20 protein-coding genes are annotated in these 23833 nt (G+C 62.6%); 9 read left to right on the top strand and 11 right to left on the bottom strand.

The features are described from left to right. The first annotated feature begins 33 nt into the window (after positions 1 to 33). Positions 34 to 708, top strand: a complete 675-nt coding sequence (locus tag HMPREF2912_RS08185) for a heme-binding beta-barrel domain-containing protein (protein WP_070522940.1) — start codon at positions 34 to 36, stop codon at positions 706 to 708. Between the two features lie 17 nt (positions 709 to 725). Here the strand turns inward: HMPREF2912_RS08185 and HMPREF2912_RS08180 are convergent, their stop codons facing one another. Next, positions 726 to 1613, bottom strand: a complete 888-nt coding sequence (locus tag HMPREF2912_RS08180) for an aminodeoxychorismate lyase (protein WP_070563994.1) — start codon at positions 1611 to 1613, stop codon at positions 726 to 728. A gap of 30 nt (positions 1614 to 1643) precedes the next feature. On the opposite strand from HMPREF2912_RS08180, the gene HMPREF2912_RS08175 reads away from it, so the two are divergent. Together HMPREF2912_RS08175 and HMPREF2912_RS08170 are read left to right on the top strand one after the other, a co-directional pair. Beyond that, complete coding sequence (locus tag HMPREF2912_RS08175) at positions 1644 to 2705, top strand: CAF17-like 4Fe-4S cluster assembly/insertion protein YgfZ (RefSeq protein ID WP_070683817.1); 1062 nt, start codon at positions 1644 to 1646, stop codon at positions 2703 to 2705. Between the two features lie 188 nt (positions 2706 to 2893). After that, entirely contained in the window at positions 2894 to 3121 is a 228-nt protein-coding gene (locus HMPREF2912_RS08170; RefSeq protein WP_070522931.1) for a DUF3073 domain-containing protein, read from the top strand. A 107-nt stretch (positions 3122 to 3228) separates the two neighbouring features. Here HMPREF2912_RS08170 and purM read toward each other — a convergent pair whose 3' ends face one another. Genes purM through HMPREF2912_RS08155 form a run of 3 tightly spaced genes read right to left on the bottom strand, consistent with a single transcriptional unit; the run spans position 3229 to position 6228 of the window. Beyond that, entirely contained in the window at positions 3229 to 4281 is a 1053-nt protein-coding gene (gene purM / locus HMPREF2912_RS08165; RefSeq protein WP_070522927.1) for a phosphoribosylformylglycinamidine cyclo-ligase, read from the bottom strand. Between the two features lie 14 nt (positions 4282 to 4295). After that, entirely contained in the window at positions 4296 to 5789 is a 1494-nt protein-coding gene (gene purF, locus HMPREF2912_RS08160) for an amidophosphoribosyltransferase (RefSeq protein ID WP_154736957.1), read from the bottom strand. A 34-nt stretch (positions 5790 to 5823) separates the two neighbouring features. Next, positions 5824 to 6228, bottom strand: coding sequence for a sterol carrier family protein (locus HMPREF2912_RS08155; protein ID WP_070522921.1), 405 nt, complete (start codon positions 6226 to 6228; stop codon positions 5824 to 5826). A gap of 33 nt (positions 6229 to 6261) precedes the next feature. On the opposite strand from HMPREF2912_RS08155, the gene HMPREF2912_RS08150 reads away from it, so the two are divergent. Further along, positions 6262 to 7296, top strand: coding sequence for an acyl-CoA thioesterase (locus HMPREF2912_RS08150; protein WP_070522918.1), 1035 nt, complete (start codon positions 6262 to 6264; stop codon positions 7294 to 7296). A gap of 38 nt (positions 7297 to 7334) precedes the next feature. On the opposite strand, the gene HMPREF2912_RS08145 is transcribed toward HMPREF2912_RS08150, so the two are convergent. Beyond that, the gene (locus HMPREF2912_RS08145; RefSeq protein WP_070522915.1) at positions 7335 to 8264 is read right to left on the bottom strand and encodes a MaoC/PaaZ C-terminal domain-containing protein; all 930 of its coding nucleotides are present in this window, start codon (positions 8262 to 8264) and stop codon (positions 7335 to 7337) included. Continuing rightward, a complete protein-coding gene (locus HMPREF2912_RS08140) occupies positions 8265 to 9605 on the bottom strand; it encodes a 3-oxoacyl-ACP reductase (protein WP_070522912.1) in 1341 nt (446 codons plus the stop codon). It abuts the gene before it with no gap. A gap of 187 nt (positions 9606 to 9792) precedes the next feature. Between HMPREF2912_RS08140 and HMPREF2912_RS08135 the strand changes: the two genes are divergently transcribed. From HMPREF2912_RS08135 to HMPREF2912_RS08125, 3 genes are all read left to right on the top strand, one after another. After that, positions 9793 to 11091 (top strand): acetyl-CoA C-acetyltransferase, encoded by a 1299-nt coding sequence (locus HMPREF2912_RS08135; protein ID WP_070522909.1) that lies wholly within the window; start codon positions 9793 to 9795, stop codon positions 11089 to 11091. Between the two features lie 26 nt (positions 11092 to 11117). After that, on the top strand, positions 11118 to 13202 hold the full coding sequence (locus tag HMPREF2912_RS08130) for an acyl-CoA dehydrogenase family protein (protein ID WP_070683813.1): 2085 nt from the start codon (positions 11118 to 11120) through the stop codon (positions 13200 to 13202). A gap of 96 nt (positions 13203 to 13298) precedes the next feature. Then, positions 13299 to 13940: a DUF6891 domain-containing protein gene (locus HMPREF2912_RS08125; RefSeq protein ID WP_070683811.1), complete on the top strand. Its 642-nt coding sequence runs from the start codon at positions 13299 to 13301 to the stop codon at positions 13938 to 13940. 30 nt (positions 13941 to 13970) lie between these two features. Here HMPREF2912_RS08125 and HMPREF2912_RS08120 read toward each other — a convergent pair whose 3' ends face one another. Beyond that, positions 13971 to 14624: a PAQR family membrane homeostasis protein TrhA gene (locus HMPREF2912_RS08120; protein WP_246816499.1), complete on the bottom strand. Its 654-nt coding sequence runs from the start codon at positions 14622 to 14624 to the stop codon at positions 13971 to 13973. A 290-nt stretch (positions 14625 to 14914) separates the two neighbouring features. Here HMPREF2912_RS08120 and HMPREF2912_RS08115 point away from each other — a divergent pair, with 290 nt between their 5' ends. Then, entirely contained in the window at positions 14915 to 15952 is a 1038-nt protein-coding gene (locus tag HMPREF2912_RS08115; protein WP_070623087.1) for an alpha/beta hydrolase, read from the top strand. 189 nt (positions 15953 to 16141) lie between these two features. Here HMPREF2912_RS08115 and HMPREF2912_RS08110 read toward each other — a convergent pair whose 3' ends face one another. From HMPREF2912_RS08110 to purS, 4 genes are all read right to left on the bottom strand, one after another. Further along, positions 16142 to 16828 carry a DUF3800 domain-containing protein gene (locus HMPREF2912_RS08110; protein ID WP_070683809.1) on the bottom strand — a complete coding sequence of 229 codons (687 nt, stop codon included), beginning with the start codon at positions 16826 to 16828 and terminating at the stop codon, positions 16142 to 16144. Positions 16829 to 16956: 128 nt separating this feature from the next. Next, entirely contained in the window at positions 16957 to 19254 is a 2298-nt protein-coding gene (purL, locus tag HMPREF2912_RS08105; RefSeq protein WP_070683807.1) for a phosphoribosylformylglycinamidine synthase subunit PurL, read from the bottom strand. Positions 19255 to 19281: 27 nt separating this feature from the next. Further along, positions 19282 to 19944: a phosphoribosylformylglycinamidine synthase subunit PurQ gene (purQ, locus tag HMPREF2912_RS08100; RefSeq protein WP_070522890.1), complete on the bottom strand. Its 663-nt coding sequence runs from the start codon at positions 19942 to 19944 to the stop codon at positions 19282 to 19284. Further along, entirely contained in the window at positions 19944 to 20174 is a 231-nt protein-coding gene (purS, locus tag HMPREF2912_RS08095) for a phosphoribosylformylglycinamidine synthase subunit PurS (RefSeq protein ID WP_070522888.1), read from the bottom strand. The genes purQ and purS overlap by 1 nt, the downstream gene beginning before the upstream one ends. Before the next feature lie 230 nt (positions 20175 to 20404). On the opposite strand from purS, the gene HMPREF2912_RS08090 reads away from it, so the two are divergent. After that, the gene (locus HMPREF2912_RS08090) at positions 20405 to 23746 is read left to right on the top strand and encodes an ExeM/NucH family extracellular endonuclease (RefSeq protein ID WP_083312492.1); all 3342 of its coding nucleotides are present in this window, start codon (positions 20405 to 20407) and stop codon (positions 23744 to 23746) included. Positions 23747 to 23833: the final 87 nt, after the last annotated feature.

The raw sequence follows: 23833 nt of genomic DNA, 5'->3' as shown, positions 1-23833 counted from the left end.
TCCGCGGCGCTGCCACGACTACGCTGGGGCAGCATGAGCGAACAGACAAATAGCGAGAAAAACACGGAAAACACCCACCCGGAGAACACCAAGGTAGACGGCAACGCGGCCGTCAACCAGGCAGCGGAGGCATGGAAGGATGCAGCCTCCCGCAACATTCCCACCGTTGATGTAGCAGATAATCCCCTGCCGGATGAGACGGCGAACTTGCGTCAGGGCCCGTCGCTGCACGATGGTCTGCTCGGGCTTCTCCCCCTCGTCGGTGTATGGCAAGGGGAAGGCCAAGCCCACAGCACCGACGGTGAACAGTACGCCTTTGGCCAGCAGCTCATCATCGCCCACGACGGTGAGAACTACCTGACCTATACGTCCCGCACCTGGAAGATTGATTCCGAGGGCAACCCGGTTGGCCCCGATGTCCGCGAGTCCGGGTTCTGGCGCATCTCACTCAAGGACGAGATTGAGATGACCTATACCTCGTCCAACGGCATCAACGAGATCTTCTATGGTTCACTGTTTAACGAGCGCGCCTGGCAGCTCGAGTCTGCGTCCACGATGGTCACCGAAACCGGCCCCGCCAACCTCGGCCCCGGCAAGCGCATGTATGGCCTCATGCCGAACAACAACCTCGGCTGGGTGGATGAGCGGCTTGTCGACGGCGAAATGCGCCCTTACATGTCCGCCGAGCTCACCCGTGTGGCTGGCTAACTAGCAGTGCGGCGAAGTTAGCGTGCCAGGGCGGCGTCGATCAGCGCGCGTATCTTCTCCGCGTTCGCCGGCGCCTTGAGCTTCTTTTCATTCAGGCGCGTCACACGCACCGCAGTGCGCACCGAGGAGACGAGCCACACTGAGTCAGCCTCCTCGAGGTAGCGCAGATTCAGCTCCTTCGCCTTGCAGCGATATCCCTGTTCAGAGGCATACTCAAAGAGCGCAGCTTGCGTGGTGCCAGGCAGTATTCCCTTGCCCGCCGGGGTGCGCAGCTTTGTACCCTTGACCGCCACCACGGTGGAGGTGGCCCCTTCCAAGACCAGCCCCGTATCGGGATCGGTAAAGATCACATCATCAAATCCACGCTCGCGGGCCAGGCGCAGCGTGGCCATCGTGGCCGCATAATTCAGCGTCTTCGCCGGCAGCTCTTCCGCCACCTGCCACAGACGCGGCGTGCTCATCACCTTGACGCCGGTATCACGCTGCGCCACAACGTCATCCGGAATCTCCTGAACCACCACCCATGCCGTGGGCACCCCAGTCGAGGCCCGCCCGCGGGTATAGGTCCACGTGCACTTGGCCTCTCGCGCTAAACCGTCCTCGCCTTCCCCGGCGGCGGGACCACAATAGTCCGCGATGGCCAGCTCGGTGGCTTCTTTCCACTTGTGGATGGGCGGCTCCGGAAGATCGAGAGCACTCGCGGAATGCCGGAAGCGCTCCGCGTGGCGATGAAAGTTGGCCGCCTTACCGTCACGCACGAGGAGGGACTCGAAGATACCGTCACCGCGTGTGACCGCAGCATCGTCCCAATAGACCAACGGTAGGTTCGGCATATGACGCCGCACCGACCCCCCAAACGGTTCCACGACGTAGATGACCGGCTCTTTCCTACGCTGAAGGCTCATAGACCCGATTATGCCCTACCATCGGAGGGCGTGAGTTATACTTCGCCACTTCTTTCCCGGCCCGGGGCCGCTGAGTTCCAGGGCACCACGCTTGTCGACGTCTCCGGTATCCCCTGGCATTACGGCAACCCCCTCGTGGAGCAGCGCGCGGTGGAGACAGGTTCCGCCATCATCGACCGTTCCCAACGCCGGGTCATTGCCGTTTCCGGGCCCGATGCCCGGGCTTTCCTGCACAACCTCCTGAGCCAGAAGCTCGATGACGTGGACGCCGGATTCTCTGCCGGCGCCCTTGATCTAGACATGCAGGGCCACGTCCTACACCATATCGACCTGTCCTTCGACGGGGAAACCTTCTACCTCGATGTGCCACCGGCCCAGTTCGAATCTTTGCGGGACTTCCTCACCGCCATGATTTTCTGGTCCCAGGTCACCGTGGAGGAAGCAGACGCGGCGATCATCACCGTGCTGGGCAAGCCGCTACAGAAGCCTTCCAGCGCCGTGATGGAGCGCTGCGTGCACTGGCCGGGCTGCCCGCGCCAGGATTTCCTCGTGCCGCGGGGTGAGCTGGAGACAGCAGTCGCAGAGTTGGAAAAGCAGGGCGGAAAATTAGCGGGGCTCATGGCCTATACCGCCGAACGAGTGCGCGCACGCGAACCAGAATTGGCCGCTGACCTCGATGCGAAAACCATCGCCCACGAGGTTCCCCAGTGGATCCGACGCAGCGATGATAACCCCGCGTTCGTCCACTTGGAGAAGGGCTGCTATCGCGGGCAGGAGACGGTCGCGCGCGTAGAGAACCTCGGGCGCTCTCCGCGCCTGTTGGTCATGCTGTACCTCGACGGCTCCGCTCCGGAGCTCCCCGTAAGCGGAGCGGATATTTCACTTGGGGGACGGCGCGTCGGCAAGCTCGGCACCGTGGTCGAGGATTGCGATTACGGCCCCATCGCGCTTGGTCTAGTGAAACGCAGCGCCCTCAACCACGGGGATCTGAGCATTGGTCCAGTGGCGGCATCGGTCGAGCCGGACTCCATCCCCGCCGACGAGGGCCCCAAGGCCGGACGCGCCGCTGTGGACCGGCTGCGCGGAAAATAGTGGCGAAATGCACACTGCCCGTTGGCCGCGGGCTAGCGCACTTTTCCACGCACCACTGGGGGGGTAGTTCGGAATTTTTTCTTCACACAGGCTATGGTGTCTTACAGGAACATACACATATCTAACTAAGACGATGGGGCGGCCAAGAATCCCTGGACCGCCCTACACACCTCAAGGGGGTCATGCACATGGGACGCGGACGCGCAAAGGCAAAGCAGACCAAAGTTGCACGCCAGCTGAAGTACAATTCGCCCGAGATGGATCTGGATTCGCTCCAGCGTGAGCTCGCCTCACAGAACTCCAAGCGTTCCCACAACGAGGACGAAGACCCATACTCGGAGTACGCGGATTACGAGGACTACGCAGATCGCTGGGACTCGGATGAGTGGGATGAGGATGATTCCGACGCGCGCTAGGCGCGCGAGTCACTGTCCCACCCTGTACATCACCTAAGCGAAAGGCCGGAGCCGTCTCCCCTCTACTTAAGGGGAAGCGCCTCCGGCCTTGTTCCTTTTCTCAGGACTTAGAACCCTGGGTGCTCGCCGGTCATGACAACGCGCGGCTCGCCCTCTTCGGCAGCACGAACGGTGCCCAGTTCCCACGCCTCCACGTGGCGGGCGGTCATCATAGCCAATGCTCGCTCGCGGTCCTCCGGCGCAACGACGGCGATCATGCCAACGCCCATGTTGAAGGTCTTCTCCATCTCCTCGAGGGCAACCTTGCCCACCGAAGAAATGGTCTTGAAAATCTGGCCCGGAGTCCACGTCGAGCGGCTCACCTCAGCGCTCAGGCCCTCCGGGATGACGCGCTCCAGGTTGCCGGCAAGGCCGCCTCCGGTGACGTGGCAGAAGGTAGACACCGCACACTCCGATGTCAGCGCCAGGCAGTCCTTGGCGTAGATGCGGGTAGGCTCCAGAAGTTCCTCGCCGAGGGTGCGGCCTAGGTCTTCCATGTAGCCGTCGAGCGGCAGACCCGCCTGCTCCAGGAGCACGTAGCGTGCCAAGGAGTAACCGTTGGAGTGCAAGCCGGAGGACTTCATGGCGATGAGAACGTCGCCTTCGCGCACCTTATCCGGGCCGAGCAGCTCATCAGCCTCTACAACGCCAACCGCAGTAGCGGAGACATCGTATTCATCCTTGCCCATCACCCCTGGGTGCTCGGCGGTCTCGCCGCCGAGGAGCGCTGCACCAGCCTGGACGCAGCCCTCAGCAATGCCCTTGACAATCTCTGCTACCTTTTCCGGCACTACCTCGCCCACGGCGATGTAGTCCTGCAGGAAGAGCGGCTCAGCGCCGCACACGACAAGATCATCCACGCACATGGCAACGAGGTCGATGCCGATGGTGTCGTGCTTGTCCATGGCCTGGGCCACAGCCAGCTTGGTGCCTACGCCATCAGAGCCAGCCGCAAGGACCGGTTCCTTGTACTCCCCCAGCTTGAATAGGCCGGCAAATCCGCCGAGCCCGCCCATAACCTCGGGGCGGGTGGCGCGCTTGGCGTGGGGGGTGATTAGCTCTACTGCGCGGTCGCCTTCCTCAATGTTGACGCCGGCGGCAGCATACGTGTTCTCGCTCATGAGTGACTTAGTCCTTATTCGTTAGTTGTCGTCGAGCCCTGCAGGGTGCGCACGGCCTCAGCATTGGGGTTTCCGGCAGGCAGTCCGAGTGGGTACTTACCGTCGAAACATGCGCAGCACAGTTCGTTGCGCGGCTGTTGAGTAGCCGCCACCATCTCATCGGTGGAGACAAATCCCAGCGAATCCGCACCAATCGCGGTGCAGATGGTCTGTGCTACCTCTTCCGGATCATCGGAAGGGTTGGCGTTGGCAATGAGCTCGCCCGGGGAGGCGAAGTCGATGCCGTAGAAGCACGGCCACTTCACCGGCGGGGAGGCGATGCGCACGTGGACTTCGGCAGCACCGGCTTCCCGCAACATCCGGATCAGCGCGCGCTGCGTGTTACCACGCACGATTGAATCATCCACCACGACGATGGACTTGCCTTCAATGACCTCCCGCAGTGGGTTGAGCTTGAGGCGAATGCCCATCTGGCGCTGGGACTGCGTGGGCTGGATGAAGGTGCGGCCCACATAGGAGTTCTTCACCAAGCCGTGCGCGAAGGTCAGCCCGGATTCGCGAGCGTAACCGACGGCAGCCGGGTTGCCAGACTCGGGAACGGGGATCACCATGTCCGCATCAGGCGCCGGGTATTGGCGCGCTAGACGACGCCCAATTTCCACGCGCGTGGCGTTGACAGAACGGCCCTTGATATTCGTATCCGGCCGCGCTAGGTAGACGTATTCGAAGACGCAACCATGGCGCTTGGTCTCGGCGAAGCGCTCGGAGCGGATTCCGGTCTCATCGATGGCAACGAGCTCGCCCGGTTCGATCTCCCGGATAAACTGCGCTCCGACGATGTCGAGCGCACAGGTCTCACTGGCTACCACCCAGCCGGTAGTGAGGCGGCCGAGAGCAAGCGGGCGCACGCCATGCGGATCGCGGGCGGCGTAGAGGGTGTGTCCGTCCGTAAAGGTCAGGCAGAACGCACCTTGTACGGTAGGCAACAAGTGCAGAGCCGAATCAAAGACGGTGTTGTCCTCGTTGACGCCGTCCGCCAACAAGATGGACAGGCACATGGAATCCGAGACGGACTCTTCCTGTGGCTTAATCAGCCCGCGCCGCACGGCCTCTGCGCGCAGCTCCAGGTAATTTACTAGGTTTCCGTTGTGGCCGAGCGCGATGTCAACGCCGCTGGGGGATGTCCCAAACATCGGCTGCACATTCGACCATTCCTTGCCGCCTGCGGTGGAATAACGCGTGTGGCCGACGGCCACGTTTCCATGCAGCGAGCTCAGGATTGATTCATCGAAGACATTGGAGACAAGGCCCATGTCCTTAAAGACGACGATGCGATCATCATCGCCCACCGCGATACCGGCGGCCTCCTGTCCGCGGTGTTGGAGGGCGAAAAGCCCGAAGTAGGTTAGCTTCGAAACCTCTTCTCCTGGTGCCCAAACACCGAAAACTCCGCATTCTTCGCGGGGTTCCGGATCCAGGCTGGGATCCGTCGACAAGGGCTTAGTCATGCTCTGGACGTGTTCAGCTACCACGGCGCCAATCCTAGCTGTTTGGGCCTGTGAAAACTAACGGAATCACGGGCAAACAGGCTGCAATGTCGTGGGAGCGGGATCCGGAGGCGTCCACGCGGCCGGCGTTAAGCGCCTGCTCCCAGCCAATGACTCCCGTGGCCAGCTGCAACCATGTCAGGGGATCCATCTCCACCACATTCGGAGGGGTACCCCGGGTATGGCGGGGACCGGCGATGCACTGGACTGCCACGAATGGGGGGACCCGCAACTCCACGGAATGTCCCGGCGCGTCCGCCTCCACCAGGCGGGCTGTTGTGCGGGTGGCCTTCGCCAGAGCAGAGCGACCTGGTTTTTCGGTCCTCTCAGGGTCACGGATCCACTCCGCCACCGCTTCGACGGCGGCACGGGTGGTGGCGGCATCAACGGCCTTTTTCATACGCTATGCACACTCCCTGATACTTTGTTATCCATGTCACCAACCATGCCACCAAGCTCCTCGGAAGAAAAGAAGCCTGTCCCGACTGGGAAGTCCCCCTCCATCACGCTGCGGTTTATGGCCGCCCCGACAGATCTCACCATCGCCGGCGCCCAAGGCATCGGCGGCGGGCGTGTTTTGGAATGGATCGATAAGGCCGCCTATGCGTGCGCGGTTCAATGGTCCGGTACCTACTGCGTGACGGCCTACGTGGGCCACATTCACTTCACGCGCCCGATCCCTTCGGGCCACTTGGTAGAGGTACGCTCGCGCATCGCGATGACCGGGCGGTCCTCCATGCACATCGTCAACGAAGTGCTCTCCGCTGACCCGCGCGATGGCATCTTCACACGCGCCTGCGACTGCCTCGTCATCTTCGTGGCCAAGGACACTGAGACCGGAAAGTCGATGGCCGTTCCGCCGCTCGTTCCGGATTCCACTGAGCACCAGCGCGTATGGGAGGCTGCAGAGTCCCGCATCGAGCTGCGCAAAGCCATCGAAGCGGAGATGGAAAAGCAGACTTATGACGGCCCGTCCGACGCTCCCCGCATGGTCAACCGCTTCTTGGCCAAGCCCACCGACGTCAACTGGGGCGGCAACGTCCACGGCGGCACCGCCATGGAATGGATTGATGAGGCGGGCGCTGCCTGCACCATGGAGTGGTCCGGCGAGCACACCGTCGCGGTCTATGCCGGCGGAATCCGCTTCTACCGGCCAATCCACATTGGAGATCTCATCGAGGTGGATGCCCGCATGATGCGCACGGATACCCGCTCGATGCAGATGTCCGTCCACGTGCGCTCAGGCAACCCGCGCGGCGGCCGCGAAAAACTGGAGACCGCCATCCACGCCACCGTCTCCTACATGGCGATGGACGCTGACTGGCAGCCGCTAGCTGCCCGCCAATTCACTCCCCGCACCGAGGAAGACAAGCGCCTCTGGGAGCACGCCGGCATCCTTCGCGGACTGCGCGGCAAATACTCCCCGAAGCCACTGGTGGTGGCACCAAAGCACCAGCACGTGGATTAACAAAAGGATGAGCCCGAGGCTCATCCACTGGGCCGCGCCTACTGTAGAGGCTCAACCCGGCACGCCACGTGGAGGGAGCTTGGGTCCTTGGCCTTGCGCAAGGTGACGGTGCGGGCTTCACCACCGCTGTCCGTGGTGCCGCCGGGCGCTACGTAAACTCCCGTGGTCGCCGGAAGGATGACGGGCTTGTAGAAGTCCGCGCTGATGCGCACAGCACCGGGGAGGGTGCCGTCGAGCACCGACAGCATGCGAGCGTGCGTGTACATGCCGTGCGCGATGGGCGCGGGGAATCCGAAGAGTTTGGCACCCACCGCAGACACGTGAATGGGGTTCTTATCCCCCGATGCCGCGGCATAGACGCGGGTACTTTCGGGGCTAAAGCGCAGCGTTGCCGCAGGCGTTCCCGCCTCATCGCCGGGGAAGTCGAGGAAGCGCTCAGCCTCCGGACGTGTTCTCACTTGTCGCGGGGTGTCCTTGGTGAACTTCGCCCCCTGGCCTAGGAAGACTGATGTCTGGCGCCAGATCTCCTCGCCGCCAACGCTGTACGTGGTCACCATATCGATGACCAACCCTTTGCGGTGCGGGCGCAGGTTTTCCGCGTGCACGGCGATGTCACAGCGCTCGTCGACGCGCAGCGGGCGTTTCTGCTCGATGCGGTTGGACAGATGCACCACGCCCACGGCTGGGAACGGAAAGTCCGGTGCTGCCATGACCTTGATGGCAAGCGGGAAGGCCAGCGCGTAGAGATAGGTAGCGGGCAGCTCGTTACTCAGACGCAGGCCCGTGGCCTGGCAGTAGCGAGCCAGGTGCTCGGTGTCGACGCCTACGCTGTCGACGCGGTACGCGGTCTGCGGGTCCTCAACCTTGCGCTTGCCCGCCCCCAGCCCGGGGATGGGGACCGCACCCAGCATGAGGCTGCGGTACAGGGCGGGAAGGTCCGGAATCTCGTTGAGTGTGGTGACGTTCATTTAGGCTCCCATGAGGTTCTGACCGCAGACGCGGACGGTGTTGCCGCTCACCGCCGCGGAGGCCGGCGAGGCGAAGAAGGCGACGGTCTCCGCGACGTCGACAGGCAAACCGCCCTGTTGCAGTGAGTTCAGGCGGCGGCCGATCTCGCGCGGCCCGGTCGGCATCGCCGCGGTCATGGCGGTTTCAATAAAGCCCGGCGCCACGGCGTTGATGGTGGAGCCGTTCTCCGCCAACACTGAGCGCAAGGAATCAACGAGGCCAATGATGCCGGCCTTGGTTGTGGCGTAGTTGGTTTGGCCGCGGTTGCCGGAAATGCCAGCCATGGAGGACACACCAATCACAGCGGCACCCGGGGCGAGGGAACCGGATTCCAAGAGGCTTTCGGTAATGCGAACCGGCGCCAAGAGGTTAACGGCAAGAACAGAGTCCCACTGGCCTTCATTCATGTTGGCCAGCAGCTTGTCACGGGTAATTCCGGCGTTGTGGACGATGACGTCAATGGCTCGGCCGTGGCGCTCCTGCGCGTGCTGGGCAATCTTGTCTGCGGCTTGGGGGTCGGTGACGTCGAGAGGCAGCGCGGTGCCCTTGACCTTGTTCGCGGTCTTGGCCAAGTGCTCGCTGGCCTGCGGGACGTCGATGCAGATGACGCTCGCACCATCGCGCGCCAGCACCTCAGCAATGGTGGCGCCGATGCCACGGGCAGCACCGGTCACCACCGCCAGCCGCCCGTCGAGCGGCTGCTCCCAGTTCTGCGCTTCGCCATTGGCCGCCGGAGAATCGTGTCCCTGGGCACTGACGCGCACAACCTGCCCGTCCACGAAGGCCGACTTCCCAGACAGGAAGAAGCGGAGCGTGGACTCCACCTCTGCGGTGGCAGCGGGGTCTGCCCAGACCAAGTTCACGGTGCCGCCCTTGCGCATTTCCTTGGCCAGGGAACGGGTGAACCCTTCGAGTGCGCGGGCGGCAATGCGGGCGTCGATAGTGTCCGCAGCTTCCGGGGTGGTACCGATGACCACCAAGCGCGCGCACGGCAGAAGGTTGCGCATCTGCGGGTTGAAGAAGTCATAGAGCTCACGCAGCTGCTCTGGGGTCTCCAGGCCGGTGGCGTCGAAGACGAGGGCGGCCCGCTTCGCCTCCGCGGAAGCATTGATGACCTGGTAGTCCACGGCTAGCTGAGAACTCAGAAACTCAGCGATGCGCCCCTGGCCGCCAATGACGATGGGGCCATCGAGCGCTGGTTCCCCAGCCTTGTGGCGGCGCAGGGGATGACCTTGGGGTACTCCTGCTTTGGCGGCGAGCGGTGAGTTGATGAGCTTCTCAGCAATTGTGACGTTCGGCATAGGCTGGCATGTTCCTTTCTCGATTCTTCACAACCTTGCGAGCTTTGTTGAGCTGGTTGCAAGGTTAGTTAATTGAGTGATAGAACTAACAATATCACTTTAGTTGTGACGCGAAACGAACAGCCGGGTTGCTACCCCCCTCCCGCTGGGATGATTCGCACGAGACCACTCGCGAAGGAGCTTTTTAATGACCAACCCCCCGCACCGCGTAGCCATCCTGGGTGGCAACCGCATCCCATTTGCTCGTTCCAATAAGCAGTACGCCCACGCGTCCAACCAAGACATGCTCACCAGTGCGCTGGATGGACTCGTCGCACGCTACGGGCTTCACGACGAACGTCTCGGCCTCGTCGCCGCCGGCGCTGTGCTCAAGCACTCCCGCGATTTCAACCTCACCCGCGAGGTCGTTCTAGGCTCCGCCCTCGACTCCACGACCCCCGCCATCGATGTACAACAGGCCTGCTGCACTTCTCTTGCGGCAGCTATCCACGTCGGTGATGCCATTGCCCAAGGCCGAATCTCCACCGGCATCGCGGGCGGAACGGACACCACCTCGGATGCCCCGCTGGCCGTCAATGACACGCTGCGCCGTACGCTGCTCAACCTCACCCGCGCCAAGACCGCTGCGCAGCGCGCCCAGCTCATCGGCTCTATCCGTCCCTCGCAGCTGGCCCCGGAACAGCCGCAGAACGGTGAGCCGCGCACCGGACTCTCCATGGGTGATCACGCCGCCATCACCGCCCGCGAATTGAACATCAGCCGCGAGGCCCAGGATGAGTTGGCGCTCGCCTCCCACCAGAACCTCCACAAGGCTTGGGAGGAGGGCTTCTTTGATGACCTCACTACGGGCTTCCTCGGCGTCAACCGCGATACCAACCTGCGCCCGGATTCCTCCCTGGAGTCCTTGGCCAAGCTCAAGCCGGTCTTCGGCAAGCGCGATGCCGAGCAACACGGCACGCAGGCCACGATGACCGCAGGCAATTCCACGCCGCTGACCGACGGCGCCTCCGTCGCCCTCCTCAGCTCCGAGGAATGGGCGGCCGAGCACAACATCGAGCCCCGCGCCTTCCTCGTGGACTCAGAGACCGCGGCCGTCGACTTTGTCCACGGCCCCGACGGCCTACTCATGGCCCCCACCTACGCGGTTCCGCGCCTGCTCGAGCGCAACAACTTAAGCCTGCAAGATTTCGATTTCTACGAGGTCCACGAGGCCTTCGCCTCCCAGGTCTTGGCCACCTTGTCCGCATGGGAGGACGAGACCTACTGCCGCGAACGCCTCGGATTGCAGTCCGCACTAGGCCCCATCGACCGCACCAAACTCAACGTCAAGGGCTCCTCCCTGGCCGCCGGCCACCCCTTCGCCGCCACCGGCACCCGAATCCTCGCCACCACCGCCAAGATTCTCGAAGAAAACGGCGGCGGACGGGCCCTCATTTCCATCTGCGCCGCCGGCGGCCAAGGCGTCGCAGCCATCGTCGAACGTTAAGAAAAGCCTCCCAGAAAGGACCACTCATGCCACTGACCAAGTCTTCCGCTGACAAAAAGTCCATCTCCCCGGAGCTCAACAACCAGGCCTCCACCGACGCCCCCAAGGCCGAAGCCCGCAGCCCACACCGCCTGCCGACCACCCCGAAGCCTGCTGTTGCCACCGAACTTGCCGCGCTTCTCGACGGCCCCCACGCCGCCTTCCGCCAGGAGCTGCGCACCTTCCTCAACGATCCTTCGCTCTTCCCGAACCCGGATCTGCCCATGGCGGAGCAGCGCCAACACACCTTTGAGAACCTCTCCAAGGTTCGTGACTTCGGCGGATTCAACCACGGCCTGCGCCGCGCGCACGGCGGTGCCGGCAAGCCAAATCTCTCCACCTTCACCCTCGAAGGCTTGGCGTGGGTCGACGGTTCGCTGGCGATTAAGTCCGGTGTGCAATGGGGCCTGTGGGGTGGAGCGCTGGATCAGCTAGGCACCGAGCGCCACCTCGAGTGGGTTGAGAAGGCCGCCAGCCTGGAGTTGCCGGGCTGTTTCGCCATGACTGAGCGCGGCCATGGTTCCGATGTGCAATCCCTCGAGACCACCGCCACCTTCGACCCGGAGACCGATGAGTTCATCATCAACACCCCCTCCGATTCCGCGGTGAAGAACTACATCGGTAACGCCGCCAAGGATGGCCGCGCCGCAGTCGTCTTCACCCAGCTCATCACCCCGGATAGCGACGGCCGCTCCCACGGCGTCCACGCCATCATCGTCCCCATCCGCGACGAGGAAGGCAACGAACTGCCGGGCGTTGCCTTGGGCGATCATGGCCACAAGGGTGGTTTGGTAGGCGTCGATAATGGCACCCTGCGCTTCGACAACGTCCGCGTGCCGCGCGAGAACCTACTCAACCGCTTCGCCGATGTGGACGAGAAGGGCAAGTACTCCTCCCCCATCGAGTCCAAGAATGCTCGCTTCTTCACCATGCTGGGCACTCTCATCCGCGGCCGCATCGGCGTATCCGGCGCAGCGGGCGCCGCCACCGAGGCATCCCTGGACATTGCGATTCGCTACGCCAACCGCCGCCGTCAGTTCGAGGGCGCGACCGGCGCCGAGAAGCGCCTCATTGAGCACCGCCAGCACCGCCGCCGCCTGCTCATTCCGCTGGCCCGTACATACGCGCTGCACCTGCTCTACAACCAAATTCTGGAGCGCTACCAGGAGCAAACCGATCAGCACGAGGCTGGCACCTGGTCTGTGACGGAGCCGACCGAAGAGCAGAAGTTTGCCTCCCGTGAGATGGAATCCCTGGCAGCTGCCATCAAATCCGCGCAGACCCAGCACGCCACCCGCACTATCCAAGAGTGCCGCGAGGCCTGCGGTGGCGCCGGCTACATGTCCGAGAACCGCCTGACCACCTACCGCGCCGATTCCGATGTCTTCGCTACCTTCGAGGGCGATAACACTGTGCTCATTCAGATGGTGGGCAAGAACCTGCTCACCGCCTATGGTCGCGCGATGAATGACATGAGCCCGTGGGACACCGTGAAGTACGCGGCTACCACCGCCACCGATGTGGTTCGCCGCCGCTACGGGTTCACTACTCGCCTGCAAGGCCTGGTGGACCGCGTGAATCCTTCAGAGGCCTCGCTTTTCGACGCCACCTACCAGGCCAAGCTGATCGACGATCGCGCCCAGTCCATCCTCTTCTCCCTCGTGCGCCGCATCCAGCCGGCTCGCAAGGCCGATAAGGTGCAGGCCGCCGCCATCGTGGATCAGTGCCAGGATCACCTCATCGCCGCCGGCTGGGCCCGCGTGGATACCTTGTTGGTCCAGGCCATGATTGAGGCAGAAGAGCGCCTTGAGGAAGGTTCGCTGGCACGCCAGGTCTTCGAGCAGCTGCGCCACCTCTTCGTCTTCGACACCTTGGTTCAGCACGCGGGCTGGTACCAGGAGCACAACCTGATTCCGGCCGGCCGCATGAAGGCCGCCCGCGCTGCTATCAACGACCTCGTCGATTCGCTCGCACCATGGTCCGTCGTTCTCGTGGATGCCTTCGGCGTTCCGCCTGAGGTACACAACATCCCGATGCTCACCGAGGCCGGTGTGGATCCGCTCCACGTCTAGTCACGCCACGCATCTCGAGGTCACCTCCGCCATCTGGCGGGGTGCCCTCCCTGCTTTTCAGTCACGCGCAGTATCACGCATTTACCATCCACAAGCATGACTACATCACACGCCATGTTCTCCAGTTCCTTCCCGCCCTCCGATGACCTCTTGGTCTCCGGTACCCTCCGCAACGACATCTCGCTTCATCTGTGCCACGGCCACTCACGCCGGGACATTCACAACGACTTCTTCGAGCTTCTCGACGATCCCTCCGAGTGGACCCGCACCCGCAAGGATCCGTTCCCAGAAGATTTCGACGCCATCATCGACGAGGTCGCCGCCGAATACGCTCAGAAGGTCACCGAAAAATCCGCTGACGCCCAGCGCCTCGACGCCCTCCGTGATGAGCTGCAACAGCGCAACCTAGCTTTCAGTTTTGACGAGGGCTGGGACGCCTCCGAAGGAGCAGAGTACGGCGCTGAACAGGCAGAAGACGAGGGTGCTGCAGGCTATGTTTATTGCCACGTGCAGGACGTCGACCGGCTAATCCACACCGGAGACCTCTTCTTCGGCTTCGGCACCATGAAAACCGACGATGAACTCAGCACGGCCGCAGCCGTGGGCGAAAAACTCGTCGAGGCGCTGCGTGCTGTTGGCTTTGCTCCCGATTGGGACGGCAACCCCAATGCGCGTGTACTCTGCCAGGGCCTCGTCGTCGAGTATCCCCTCGCCGAAGATCTCACCGATGCCGAGTAAATAGCCCCACAACGCTAGCCCTGTATAGGGCTAGCCCGCCACAACCATCCAGATGGCTACCATGTGCACCACCGCCGCGGCGATCGTCGCGGTGTGGAAGTGTTCGTGGTAGCCATACCAGCGCGCATTACGCCCCGGCCACTTGAAGCCGTACATCAACGCACCCAGCGAGTACACCACCCCACCTGCGAACAGCAGCCACACTACAGCCGGCCCCGCGGACTGCCACAGGTTTGGCAGCAGCGGCAGAATGAGCCAGCCCAGGACGAGGTAGACCACCACATCCAACCACCGCGGATGATTGATCCACACCAAATTCAAGACCACGCCCATGATGGCGCCCACCCACGCCGCAGTTAGCATCCATAGCGCCTGCGTCGGCTCCAGCACGATGGCGCACAGCGGCGTGTACGTCGCCGCGATAAACACAGAAATCGTCGCGTGGTCAGCACGCCGCCACCATTGCACCGCGCGCAACGATACCCACGGCCAGCGGTGGTACAGGGCTGAGACCGTAAAGAGCCCCACCACTCCCACGCCGTAGACCGTCACCGCGAGACCCTGCCACCACGGCAGCGTCATCCACCCAAAGGTAATCAAAACCGTCGATGCAATCAGGGAGGCAATGGCCGCAAATAAGTGGCCCCAGCCGCGCGTCAGTGGACGCGGACCACGATCCGCCATCCAATACGTGCGCTGGATGAGCTGCTCAATCGTGCTGTTTTCCTGCACGGAGCCTTCTTCAACTGGAAATTCTTGCGGGGACGATTTCTGAGCACTGGGTGCGTTCATAGTGGGGGCCTTGCCTTGCCTGAGATGCGGGTCATGCGTATAACGCATTCACTCCCAAAACTTACGTACCCGTAACTATACGGACGAGCATTGTGGCAGACAAGGGTGGAGCGAGAGTTTTCACTAGGTTTTCTTCCAATATTTGCAGTTCGAGGGCGCTGGACACGTAAACTACCCACATTATGCTTTCCTTTGTCTCACGCTCTCGCCGCACCGCGGCGCTGTTCGCAGCTGCCATGGTGGCGCTGGGGGCAGCGTCGGCAGGCGCCGGCTCCGCTTCCGCACAGTCCAGCACCATCGGCGAGGTTTCCTCGCGCGTGACCAACCCGCAGCCCTGGCTCGGTGACAAGGCCTTCATTACCTCAAAGCGCCACATGGGTGGCAACCACTGGGTGGTAGACGTGTGGTCCCCGGCCAATCGTGCGGTGATTTCTAATAACGTCCTACTCCCCGAGGGCGATAAGCCGCGCCCATCCTTCTACCTGTTGCCCGGTGTAGAGGGCGGCCAGGCGGGCATGAACTGGATGACCCACTCTGATATCCGTAATTGGGCCGTGGGCAAGAACGTCAACGTCGTTATGCCGCTCGGCGGCGCCTATTCCCTCTACACCGATTGGAATGCCGAGGATCCCATCCTGGGAGTCAACAAGTGGAACACCTATATGACCGCTGAGTTGCCCCCGCTGATCGACGCCGAATTCCACGGCACCGGCCGCGATGCCATCGGCGGCATTTCTTCCACGGGCGGCGCCGCACTCGACATCGCCGGCCACGCCCCACAGCGTTACAAAGCAGCGGCCTCCTACTCCGGCTGCCCGGTGCGCTCCGGTGCGATTGGCTTCCCCACCTCCACCGCGATGATCGCCTATGGCGGCGGTTCCTCCTTCAATGCGTGGGGCCTGCCGGGCTCCCCGCAGTGGTTCGAGCACGACCCCAACGCCAACCCTGGGCGCCTGCGCGACGTCGAGGTCTTCGTGGGCTCGGCCTCCGGCACCCCGGGTCCCATCGATGGGACCAATAACCCCGGCCAATGGCTCGGACCCCGCGCGGTAGAGACGGTTGCTAACCAGTGCTCAGAGGAATTCACCCGCAACGCCCGCAGTGCCGGGGTGCGAGTGAACCGTTACTTCAGCCCCCAGGGCTCGCACACTTTCAACCTCTTCTCCCACCAGATGAAGCTGAGCTGGGACCAGACCATCGCCCGCACCATCGGCGCTTAATTGGTTGGTTCCTAGGAGGTTGCCGCCTCACGGCGGGCGGGGCCGGCCCCTCGCTCCTACCTTCGGCATTTCCTAATAGCTCCCTTGCCTCCCCACACGATGAAGGTCTAAACTCAAGGCGAAAGGTTCCGCCCCACTGAAAGAGCCCCTGAAGGCTTTCCGGCTTACGCCGGTAGGTGGGGCGGTCGCTTATTTTCGGACCGGGCCACTCCAGTAATAGGTCTTTCCCGCCGAAAACATATTGAATTGATCCCAATTGTGCCGCTGCGAAAGTGCTTGAACGTACTGTCCCTTGCCTCGTTCCATTTTCTGAAACCAGGACCAAGAAAAGTAGTCAGCAATCTGACCGTTCAAATCCTGTTTTACTGGATGAAAGAGCACACGGAACTTTAGCTGTAGACCTTTCAACAGAGGCTTTATCCTCTTTTCAAATGCCGATCTTTCCTTGCCAGTAAGAACCGAGTCGAAAATTAAAATTACGTCGCTTACCTCTGAGTCTCCCCACACCGCATTAATCCACTTCCCCATTGCACCTGCAAAGAGCCCTAAAAGCTGCGGTGGAGACTGGTAAGTCGGATGCGTCATTCGCTTATCCACCCAGATCGTGTGGACACGGCACCGATCAAGCTCATTAATTCGGTCTATTACCCGCTTTCGCGTTCCCTTCGAATTTTCTGTTGCATGAAACTCAAGGTCTTTACTCCCCGCTGCCATAAGTTCATACTTCAGCGCTTGCAGTCCTATCGCAGTGCCTGCTGGATCGAAAGTGCAAAATGCTGTGATTAGGAAGTGCGTGGAGGCTTTTACACCAAACTGCATATCCCCCGACTCATCGAGAAAAACATACAAAGTTCTTTTTCTCTTCACGTCTTCCATCTCTGTTCCCCGGCCCCCGTACGCAGCTATTACTAATAGTCTACAACGCTGACTGGAGCAATTAGACAGTGCGGGCAGGGCCTCGCCTTGGCGAGAACCCTGCCCGGTTGCAGTTCTGTGCGTGAGGTCTACTCCACGACGGAGTTGGCGCCCACCGCGTGGCCGAAGAGGTCCGGCAGGGTTGCTGCCCAGGCCTCACGAAGCTCGGAGACAGCAATGGACTCGCCGCCGAGCTCAAACTCGCCGTTATCGGTGGTCTGGCCGATGACGACGGCCGGCACACCGCACTCCTCAGCGCGGTGCAGCAGCATGTCGACGCGGTCAGCGGTCGTTGCCACGAGCACGCGGGAGGCGGACTCGGAGAAGGCAGCCACGAAGGCGTCCTCGTGGACCTTGGACAGATCCAGGTTCAGGCCCACGCCGCTGCGCTTGGCCATCTCGAATGCGGTGACGGCGAGGCCGCCTTCGGAGATATCGTGGGCAGCGGTCAGGCCTTCGTTGCCCACGAAGAAATCAGCGAGGCGCTGCTCATTAGCCAGGTCGACCTGCGGCGGCAAGCCGTTGAGACCGTTCTTTGCCTCACTGCCCTGCTCGTGGGCGCTCACCTGCTGCCAGATGGAACCGCCGAACTCATCCTTAGTCTCACCCAGCAGCACGAGAACCTCCGGCTCCTCCACGAGGCCGAGCTCGTTGCCAATGGACGCGTGGACGTCATCGATGACACCCAGGACGCCCACGACGGGCGTCGGCAAGATCGGCTCCTCGCCGGTCTGGTTGTAGAAGGAGACGTTGCCGCCGGAGACGGGGATGCCGAGTTCCACGGCGCCGTCGGCAAGCCCGTGCACGGACTCGCGGAACTGCCACATGACGTCCGGGTTTTCCGGGGAGCCATAGTTGAGGCAGTTGGTGATGGCGACCGGGCGGGCGCCGGTGACGGCGACGTTGCGGTAGGCCTCCGCCAGAGCCAGGCGTGCGCCCATGTTCGGGTCCAGCTTGGTGTAGCGGCCAGACGCGTCAGCCGACACCGCGATACCGCGGCCGGTCTCCTCATCAATGCGCAGAACACCAGCGTTCGCGTGGTGGGACTGCACGGTGTTGCCGCGCACGTAGCGGTCATACTGCTCAGTGATGAAATCACGTGAACACAGTGCCGGGGAGGCCACGAGCTTCTTGAGCGCCACAGTGATGTCCTGCTTCTCGACGCCCTCGAATTCCTGCAGCGCATCCTGCCACTCCGGGCGTGCGTACGGGCGGTCGTACACCGGGCCCTCGTTGGCGATGGTGTGTGCCGGGGCATCGACGACGACCTCGCCCTGGTGGCGAATGATGAGGTGCTTGCCGGTGGTGACCTCACCGATCTCGGCGCAGGTGACGTCCCAGTGCGCGCAGATCTCCTTGAACCTCTCCACGTTCTCCGGGGTCACCACGGCGCACATGCGCTCCTGGGACTCGGATGCGAGGATCTCTGCGGCGGTCATGTTCTTCGCACGCAGCGGGACGTTGTCCAGGTTGATCTCCATGCCGCCGTCGCCGGACGCAGCCAGCTCGGAGGTGGCGCAGGCCAAGCCCGCACCGCCCAAATCCTGGATGCCCACCACGATGCCGGACTTGTACAGCTCCAGGCAGCACTCGATGAGAACCTTCTCCGCGAACGGGTCACCCACCTGGACGGCCGGCAGCTTGCGCTCCGCGCCATCCTCGAAGGTGTCAGACGCCAGCACGGACACGCCACCGATGCCGTCGAGGCCGGTGCGCGAGCCAAAGAGCATCACCTTGTTTCCGGTACCAGAAGCGAAGGCCAGCTTGAGGTCCTCGACCTTCAGCGTGCCCACGCACAGCGCGTTGACCAGCGGGTTACCAGCATAAGATTCATCAAAAACGGTTTCGCCGCCAATGTTGGGCAAGCCCAAGCAGTTGCCGTAGTGCGAAATGCCGTCGACAACACCGGGCAGAACGCGCTTGGTGTCGGGCGCATCAGCCGGGCCGAAGCGCAGCTGATCCATCACGGCAATCGGGCGCGCGCCCATCGCCATGATGTCGCGGACGATGCCGCCCACGCCCGTCGCGGCACCCTGATGCGGCTCCACGTAGGAGGGGTGGTTGTGGCTTTCCACGCGGAAGGTCACGGCGTTGCCGTCTCCGATGTCCACCACGCCGGCGTTCTCACCAATGCCGGCGAGGATCTTGGAGCCCATCTCCTCCGTCATGGTCTCGCCAAAGTAGCGCAGGTGCGCCTTAGAGGACTTATAAGAACAGTGCTCCGACCACATCACCGAGTACATCGTCAGCTCGGCATCGGTCGGGCGGCGACCCAGGATCTCGCGGATGTGCGCGTATTCGTCATCCTTCAGGCCCAATTCGCGGTAGGGCTGGTCCAGTTCAGGCTGCGCTGATGCCTGCTCGACGGTGTCGTTGTGTACGGTCATTGTTTCTCCTTTAACCGTCGGCGCGGGTTAAGCGACGACCTTGAGGGCGGACACAAACAAACCCAGACCGTCGGTGGACGGGCCGGTGAGAAGATCGATGGCATGCTCTGGGTGCGGCATCAGCCCCACCACGTTGCCGGCCTCGTTGGTGATGCCGGCAATGCCATTGATGGAGCCGTTGAAGTTATCGGTATAGCGGAAGACCACGCGGCCCTCGCCCTCCAAGCGCTCCACGGTCTCCGCATCCGCCTGGAAACGGCCTTCACCGTGCTTCGCCGGGATGAGGATGCGCTGCCCCTGCTCAAACTCGCTGGTCCAGGAGGTCTGTGCGTTCTCCACCTCGAGGTAGGTATCCACGCAGTGGAAATGCAGGCCCTGGTTGCGGGTCAGGGCGCCGGGCAACAAGCCAGCTTCCGTCAGAATCTGGAAGCCGTTGCAGATACCGAGCACCGGCATGCCCTTGTTAGCGGCATCGACGACCGCGCGCATCACCGGGGCGAGCGCCGAAATCGCGCCGGAGCGCAGGTAGTCACCGTAGGAAAAACCGCCGGGAACCACGACGGCATCGACGCCGCGTAGGTCCTCGTCCGCATGCCACAGGGACACGACTTCGGCGCCGGCGGTGCGGGCGGCGCGGGCCGCGTCGACGTCGTCAAGCGTGCCGGGGAAGGTAATAACGCCGATCTTCATTACTGGATGACCTCGTAGTCCTCGATCACGGTGTTGGCCAGCAGGGTGGAAGCAACCTTCTCCAGCTCCTCGGTGCTGACCGAATCATCGACTTCAATTTCAAAGCGCTTGCCCTGGCGCACGTCGCTGACACCAGCAACCCCCAGGCGGCCCAGCGCGCGAACAACGGCCTGACCTTGCGGGTCCAAAATCTCGGCCTTGGGCATGACATTGACAACTACACGAGCCATGAAAATTTTTGCCTTACTGTGCGTGAGTATAGGTGCCCCGCCAGTCTATCCCGCCGGCAAGGAAGATTCGGAATCTTTGGGGGTGATGAATTCAAACCAAACGGCTGAAGAATTCTTGGGGAATCCCACCTTAACCCCCAGCTCACCTAGTGCGCTCCGGTATCACTCGGTGCGAAACCCGGGTAGAACGAGATGCATTGTCCTGTTCTCACCTATCCAAGGAACCTCTCATGCATCTCACACGCATTGGCTCACTCGCCATCGCTGCTCTTGTCTCTACCTGCATCGTCGCACCTCAGGCCGGTGCGGCAGCGGACGGCTCCAACGCCGTTATCTCTGAGGTCTACGGTGGCGGTGGCAACAAGGGGGCGGCGTTTACTAACGATTTCATCGAGCTTTATAACCCCACCTCCGCTGACCTCGACCTCACTGGCTGGTCCGTGGAGTACCTATCCGCTTCTGGCAACTCAGGCGGAAAGCACGAGCTATCCGGCTCCCTCCCGGCTGGGGGATACTTCCTCATCCAGGAAGGTGGCGGCGACACCGGGGAGCCGCTCCCTTCCCCTGATGCAGAGGGGAACCTGAACCTGTCCGGCTCCAAAGGCTCGGTCAAGCTTTACGACGCCTCCGGGGCCGAGGTGGACATCGTGGGGTACGGGGAGGCGTCGATAAGCGAGGGCTCCCCCGCCCAGGCACTGGACAACTCCACCTCCGCGCAGCGCGACGCCGAGGGCTCCGACACCGACGACAATGCCGCAGACTTCAGCGCTGCAGCGCCGACGCCGAAGTCTGCCGGCCGCGCAAATGTGTCGGACCCAGACCCCACCCCAGCCGAGCCGGGTTCCGCCGTCACCATCCCGGAGATCCAGGGCACTGGCGCGGAGTCCCCGCTCAAGGGCCAGAACGTCACCACCCAAGGTGTGGTTACCGCGGTGTGGCAGGGTGAGAAGTCCCTCAACGGCTTCACCATCCAGACCCCGGGCACGGGCCAGACCGCGCCGACCGAGGCCTCCGAGGCCGTCTTCGTCTACACCGGTGGCACCGGCTTCTACCCGGCCATCGGGGATTCCGTCGAGGTCACCGGCACCGTTGATGAGTACTTTGGGCAGACCCAGATTGCCCTGAGCGCCGGCTCCACGCTTGACGACGCCCTCCCCGCCGTCACCCCGCTCGCCATCGATGCCCTTCCGGAAGGCGATGAGGAGCGGGAGAAGCTCGAGTCCATGCTGCTCAAGCCTGGCGTGCACACCGTGACCGACAATTACGGTCTCAACCGCTACGGCGAGCTCGGCTTGGCTCCAGGCACCGAGGCTCTGCGTCAGCCCACCGACATCGTCTCCCCGGGCAGCCAGGAACAAAAGGACATGGAAGCCGCTAACGCGGCAAAGTACGTCATTTTGGACGACGGCTCCACCCGCGACTTCTCCCGTGATGGCGCCTCGACGAAGCTGCCCTACATCATGCAGAACGGCTCGGAGGTCAAGACCATCCGCACCACCAACCAGGTAGAGTTCGCGGACTCCGGCGTCATCCTGGGCTACGGTCACGAGCAGTGGCGCTTCCAACCCACCGCGATGATTACCGGTGACTCTGCCGCCGCGGACCTGCCGATTACGTGGGACCCGGCCCGTCCGGAGGCCCCGCAGGTGGACGGCGATTACACCGTGGCGGCGTTTAACGTGCTCAACTTCTTCATCAACTTGGGCGAGGACAACGGCGCGAAGGCGTATAAGGACCGTTTTGGCAACGGCGTGGGCTCCGATAGCGGGACCTTCCGCGGTGCGTGGTCCGAGTCCGCGTTCAATGACCAGAAGGGCAAGATCCTCACCGCGCTGGAGGGCCTTGATGCCGATGTCATTGGCCTGTCTGAGATCGAGAACGCCGCGAATACCGTGGGGGGCTCCTACGATGACGCCGTGAAGTACCTCGTGGGTGAGCTCAACTCCCGCGCGGGTTCTGAGAAATGGGACTACGTCAAGGCCCCGGCGAACGCGTCAGCCGATACGGACGTCATCCGCACCGCGATCATCTACAAGAAGGACCGCGTTAAGCCGGTGGGTGAGGCCACCTTGCTTGAGGACGCCCGCTTCAAGGGCACCGCCCGCACCCCGCTCGCCGCGGAGTTCCAGCCTGTTTCCGATAGGTGCGCTGTTGAAGGTCCCGATTCCTTCGTGGTGGTGACCAACCATTTCAAATCCAAGGGATCGGTAGCGAACGGTGATGCCGATACCGGCGACGGCCAAGGCAACAACCCCAACGTGCGCAACGCCCACGCCCAGGCCGTCCTCGACGGGCTGGCCAAGCAACCGCAGTGGCAGAAGAAGGCCACCTTTGTCATGGGTGATTTGAACACCTACTCCAAGGAAGATGCCATCTCCGTCTTCCGCAACGCCGGCTACACCATCCCGGTGGAAGAGCTCAACGCGCAAGAGGACTGGCAGAACGTGGCCTCCTACCAGTTCTCCGGCCGCCTCGGCTCACTGGACCACATCCTGGCCAACGAGCACGTAGATGCTCAGGCCGCGCAGACCTGGAACATCAACTCCGATGAGCCCATCGCCATGGAATACTCCCGCCGCAACTACACCGGCGGCGATGTCTTTGAGGCCGATAACCCCTACCGCTCCTCCGACCACGACCCGGTCAAGGTGGGCTTTAACCTTGCGACGGTGAAACGTTCTGCGGACGAGCTCAAGGATTGCGAGACCTCCGAAGAGCCGGACCCGTCGGAGGAGCCAGATCCGGCTGAGGATGCCCGCAACATCGAGTCTGTCACCATTGATGACAACGGCCACCTCATCATCACCTATACCGACGGCGCCACTGAGGACGCTGGCAAGGTCGTCGGTGCCGATGGCAAAGACGGTGAAACGGGCCCCAAGGGTGACACCGGTAAGGACGGCGCCGATGGCAAAGATGGAGCTAACGGCGAGGACGGCGCTAAGGGACCGAAGGGAGATGAAGGCAAGCCAGGCAAAGACGGCGCTGATGGAAGCGAAGGCAAAGATGGCCGCGGTATTAAATCCGTGACTACCAACCACAAGGGTGAAGTCGTCGTTACCTACACCGACGGCAAGACCGTCAACCTCGGTGCCCTTGCCGGACCGAAGGGCGACCAAGGCGCACCGGGTCACGATGGCGAAGACGGCGCCCCAGGACGCAACGGCGAAGATGGAGAAGACGGCAACCACGGCACCGATGGCAAGGACGGCCGCGGCATCAAGTCCGTGACCACCGACGCCGCGGGAAACTTTGTTGTGAAGTACACCGACGGCACCTCCGAAACCGTCAAGGTAGCCAACAATCCTGCCACCCGTACCGGTTCTTCTGCCGGCGAGCGCTGCCTGCCGACCGCCCTCGGTCTCGCCATCCCCGCAGCCCTTGCCATTCCGCTGGCTTTCTTGGGGATTGCCAACACGCAGTTCAATATCCCAGGCTTCGAACCTGTCCGGAAGCAGATTGAGTCGATGACCCGCAACATCCCGCGCGAAGCTCAGTACGCTGCCGGTGGTCTCGGCCTGCTAGCTGTGCTTGGCATCATCGGCGCGGCCTGCGCCCCCGACCGAGTCTGAGTAAAGCGCTCTGCTGAGCGTATTAGTTCAGTCTCGTTAAGCCCCTCACCTGAGGGGTTTTCTCGTACCAGCCCCATTAACCAGGAA

The sequence above is a fragment of the Corynebacterium sp. HMSC056E09 genome, assembly GCF_001813425.1.
GTDB classification, from domain to species: Bacteria; Actinomycetota; Actinomycetes; order Mycobacteriales; family Mycobacteriaceae; genus Corynebacterium; species Corynebacterium hesseae.
The sequence above is the reverse complement of the archived record's forward strand: the minus strand, read 5'-3'. Positions and strand labels throughout refer to the sequence as shown.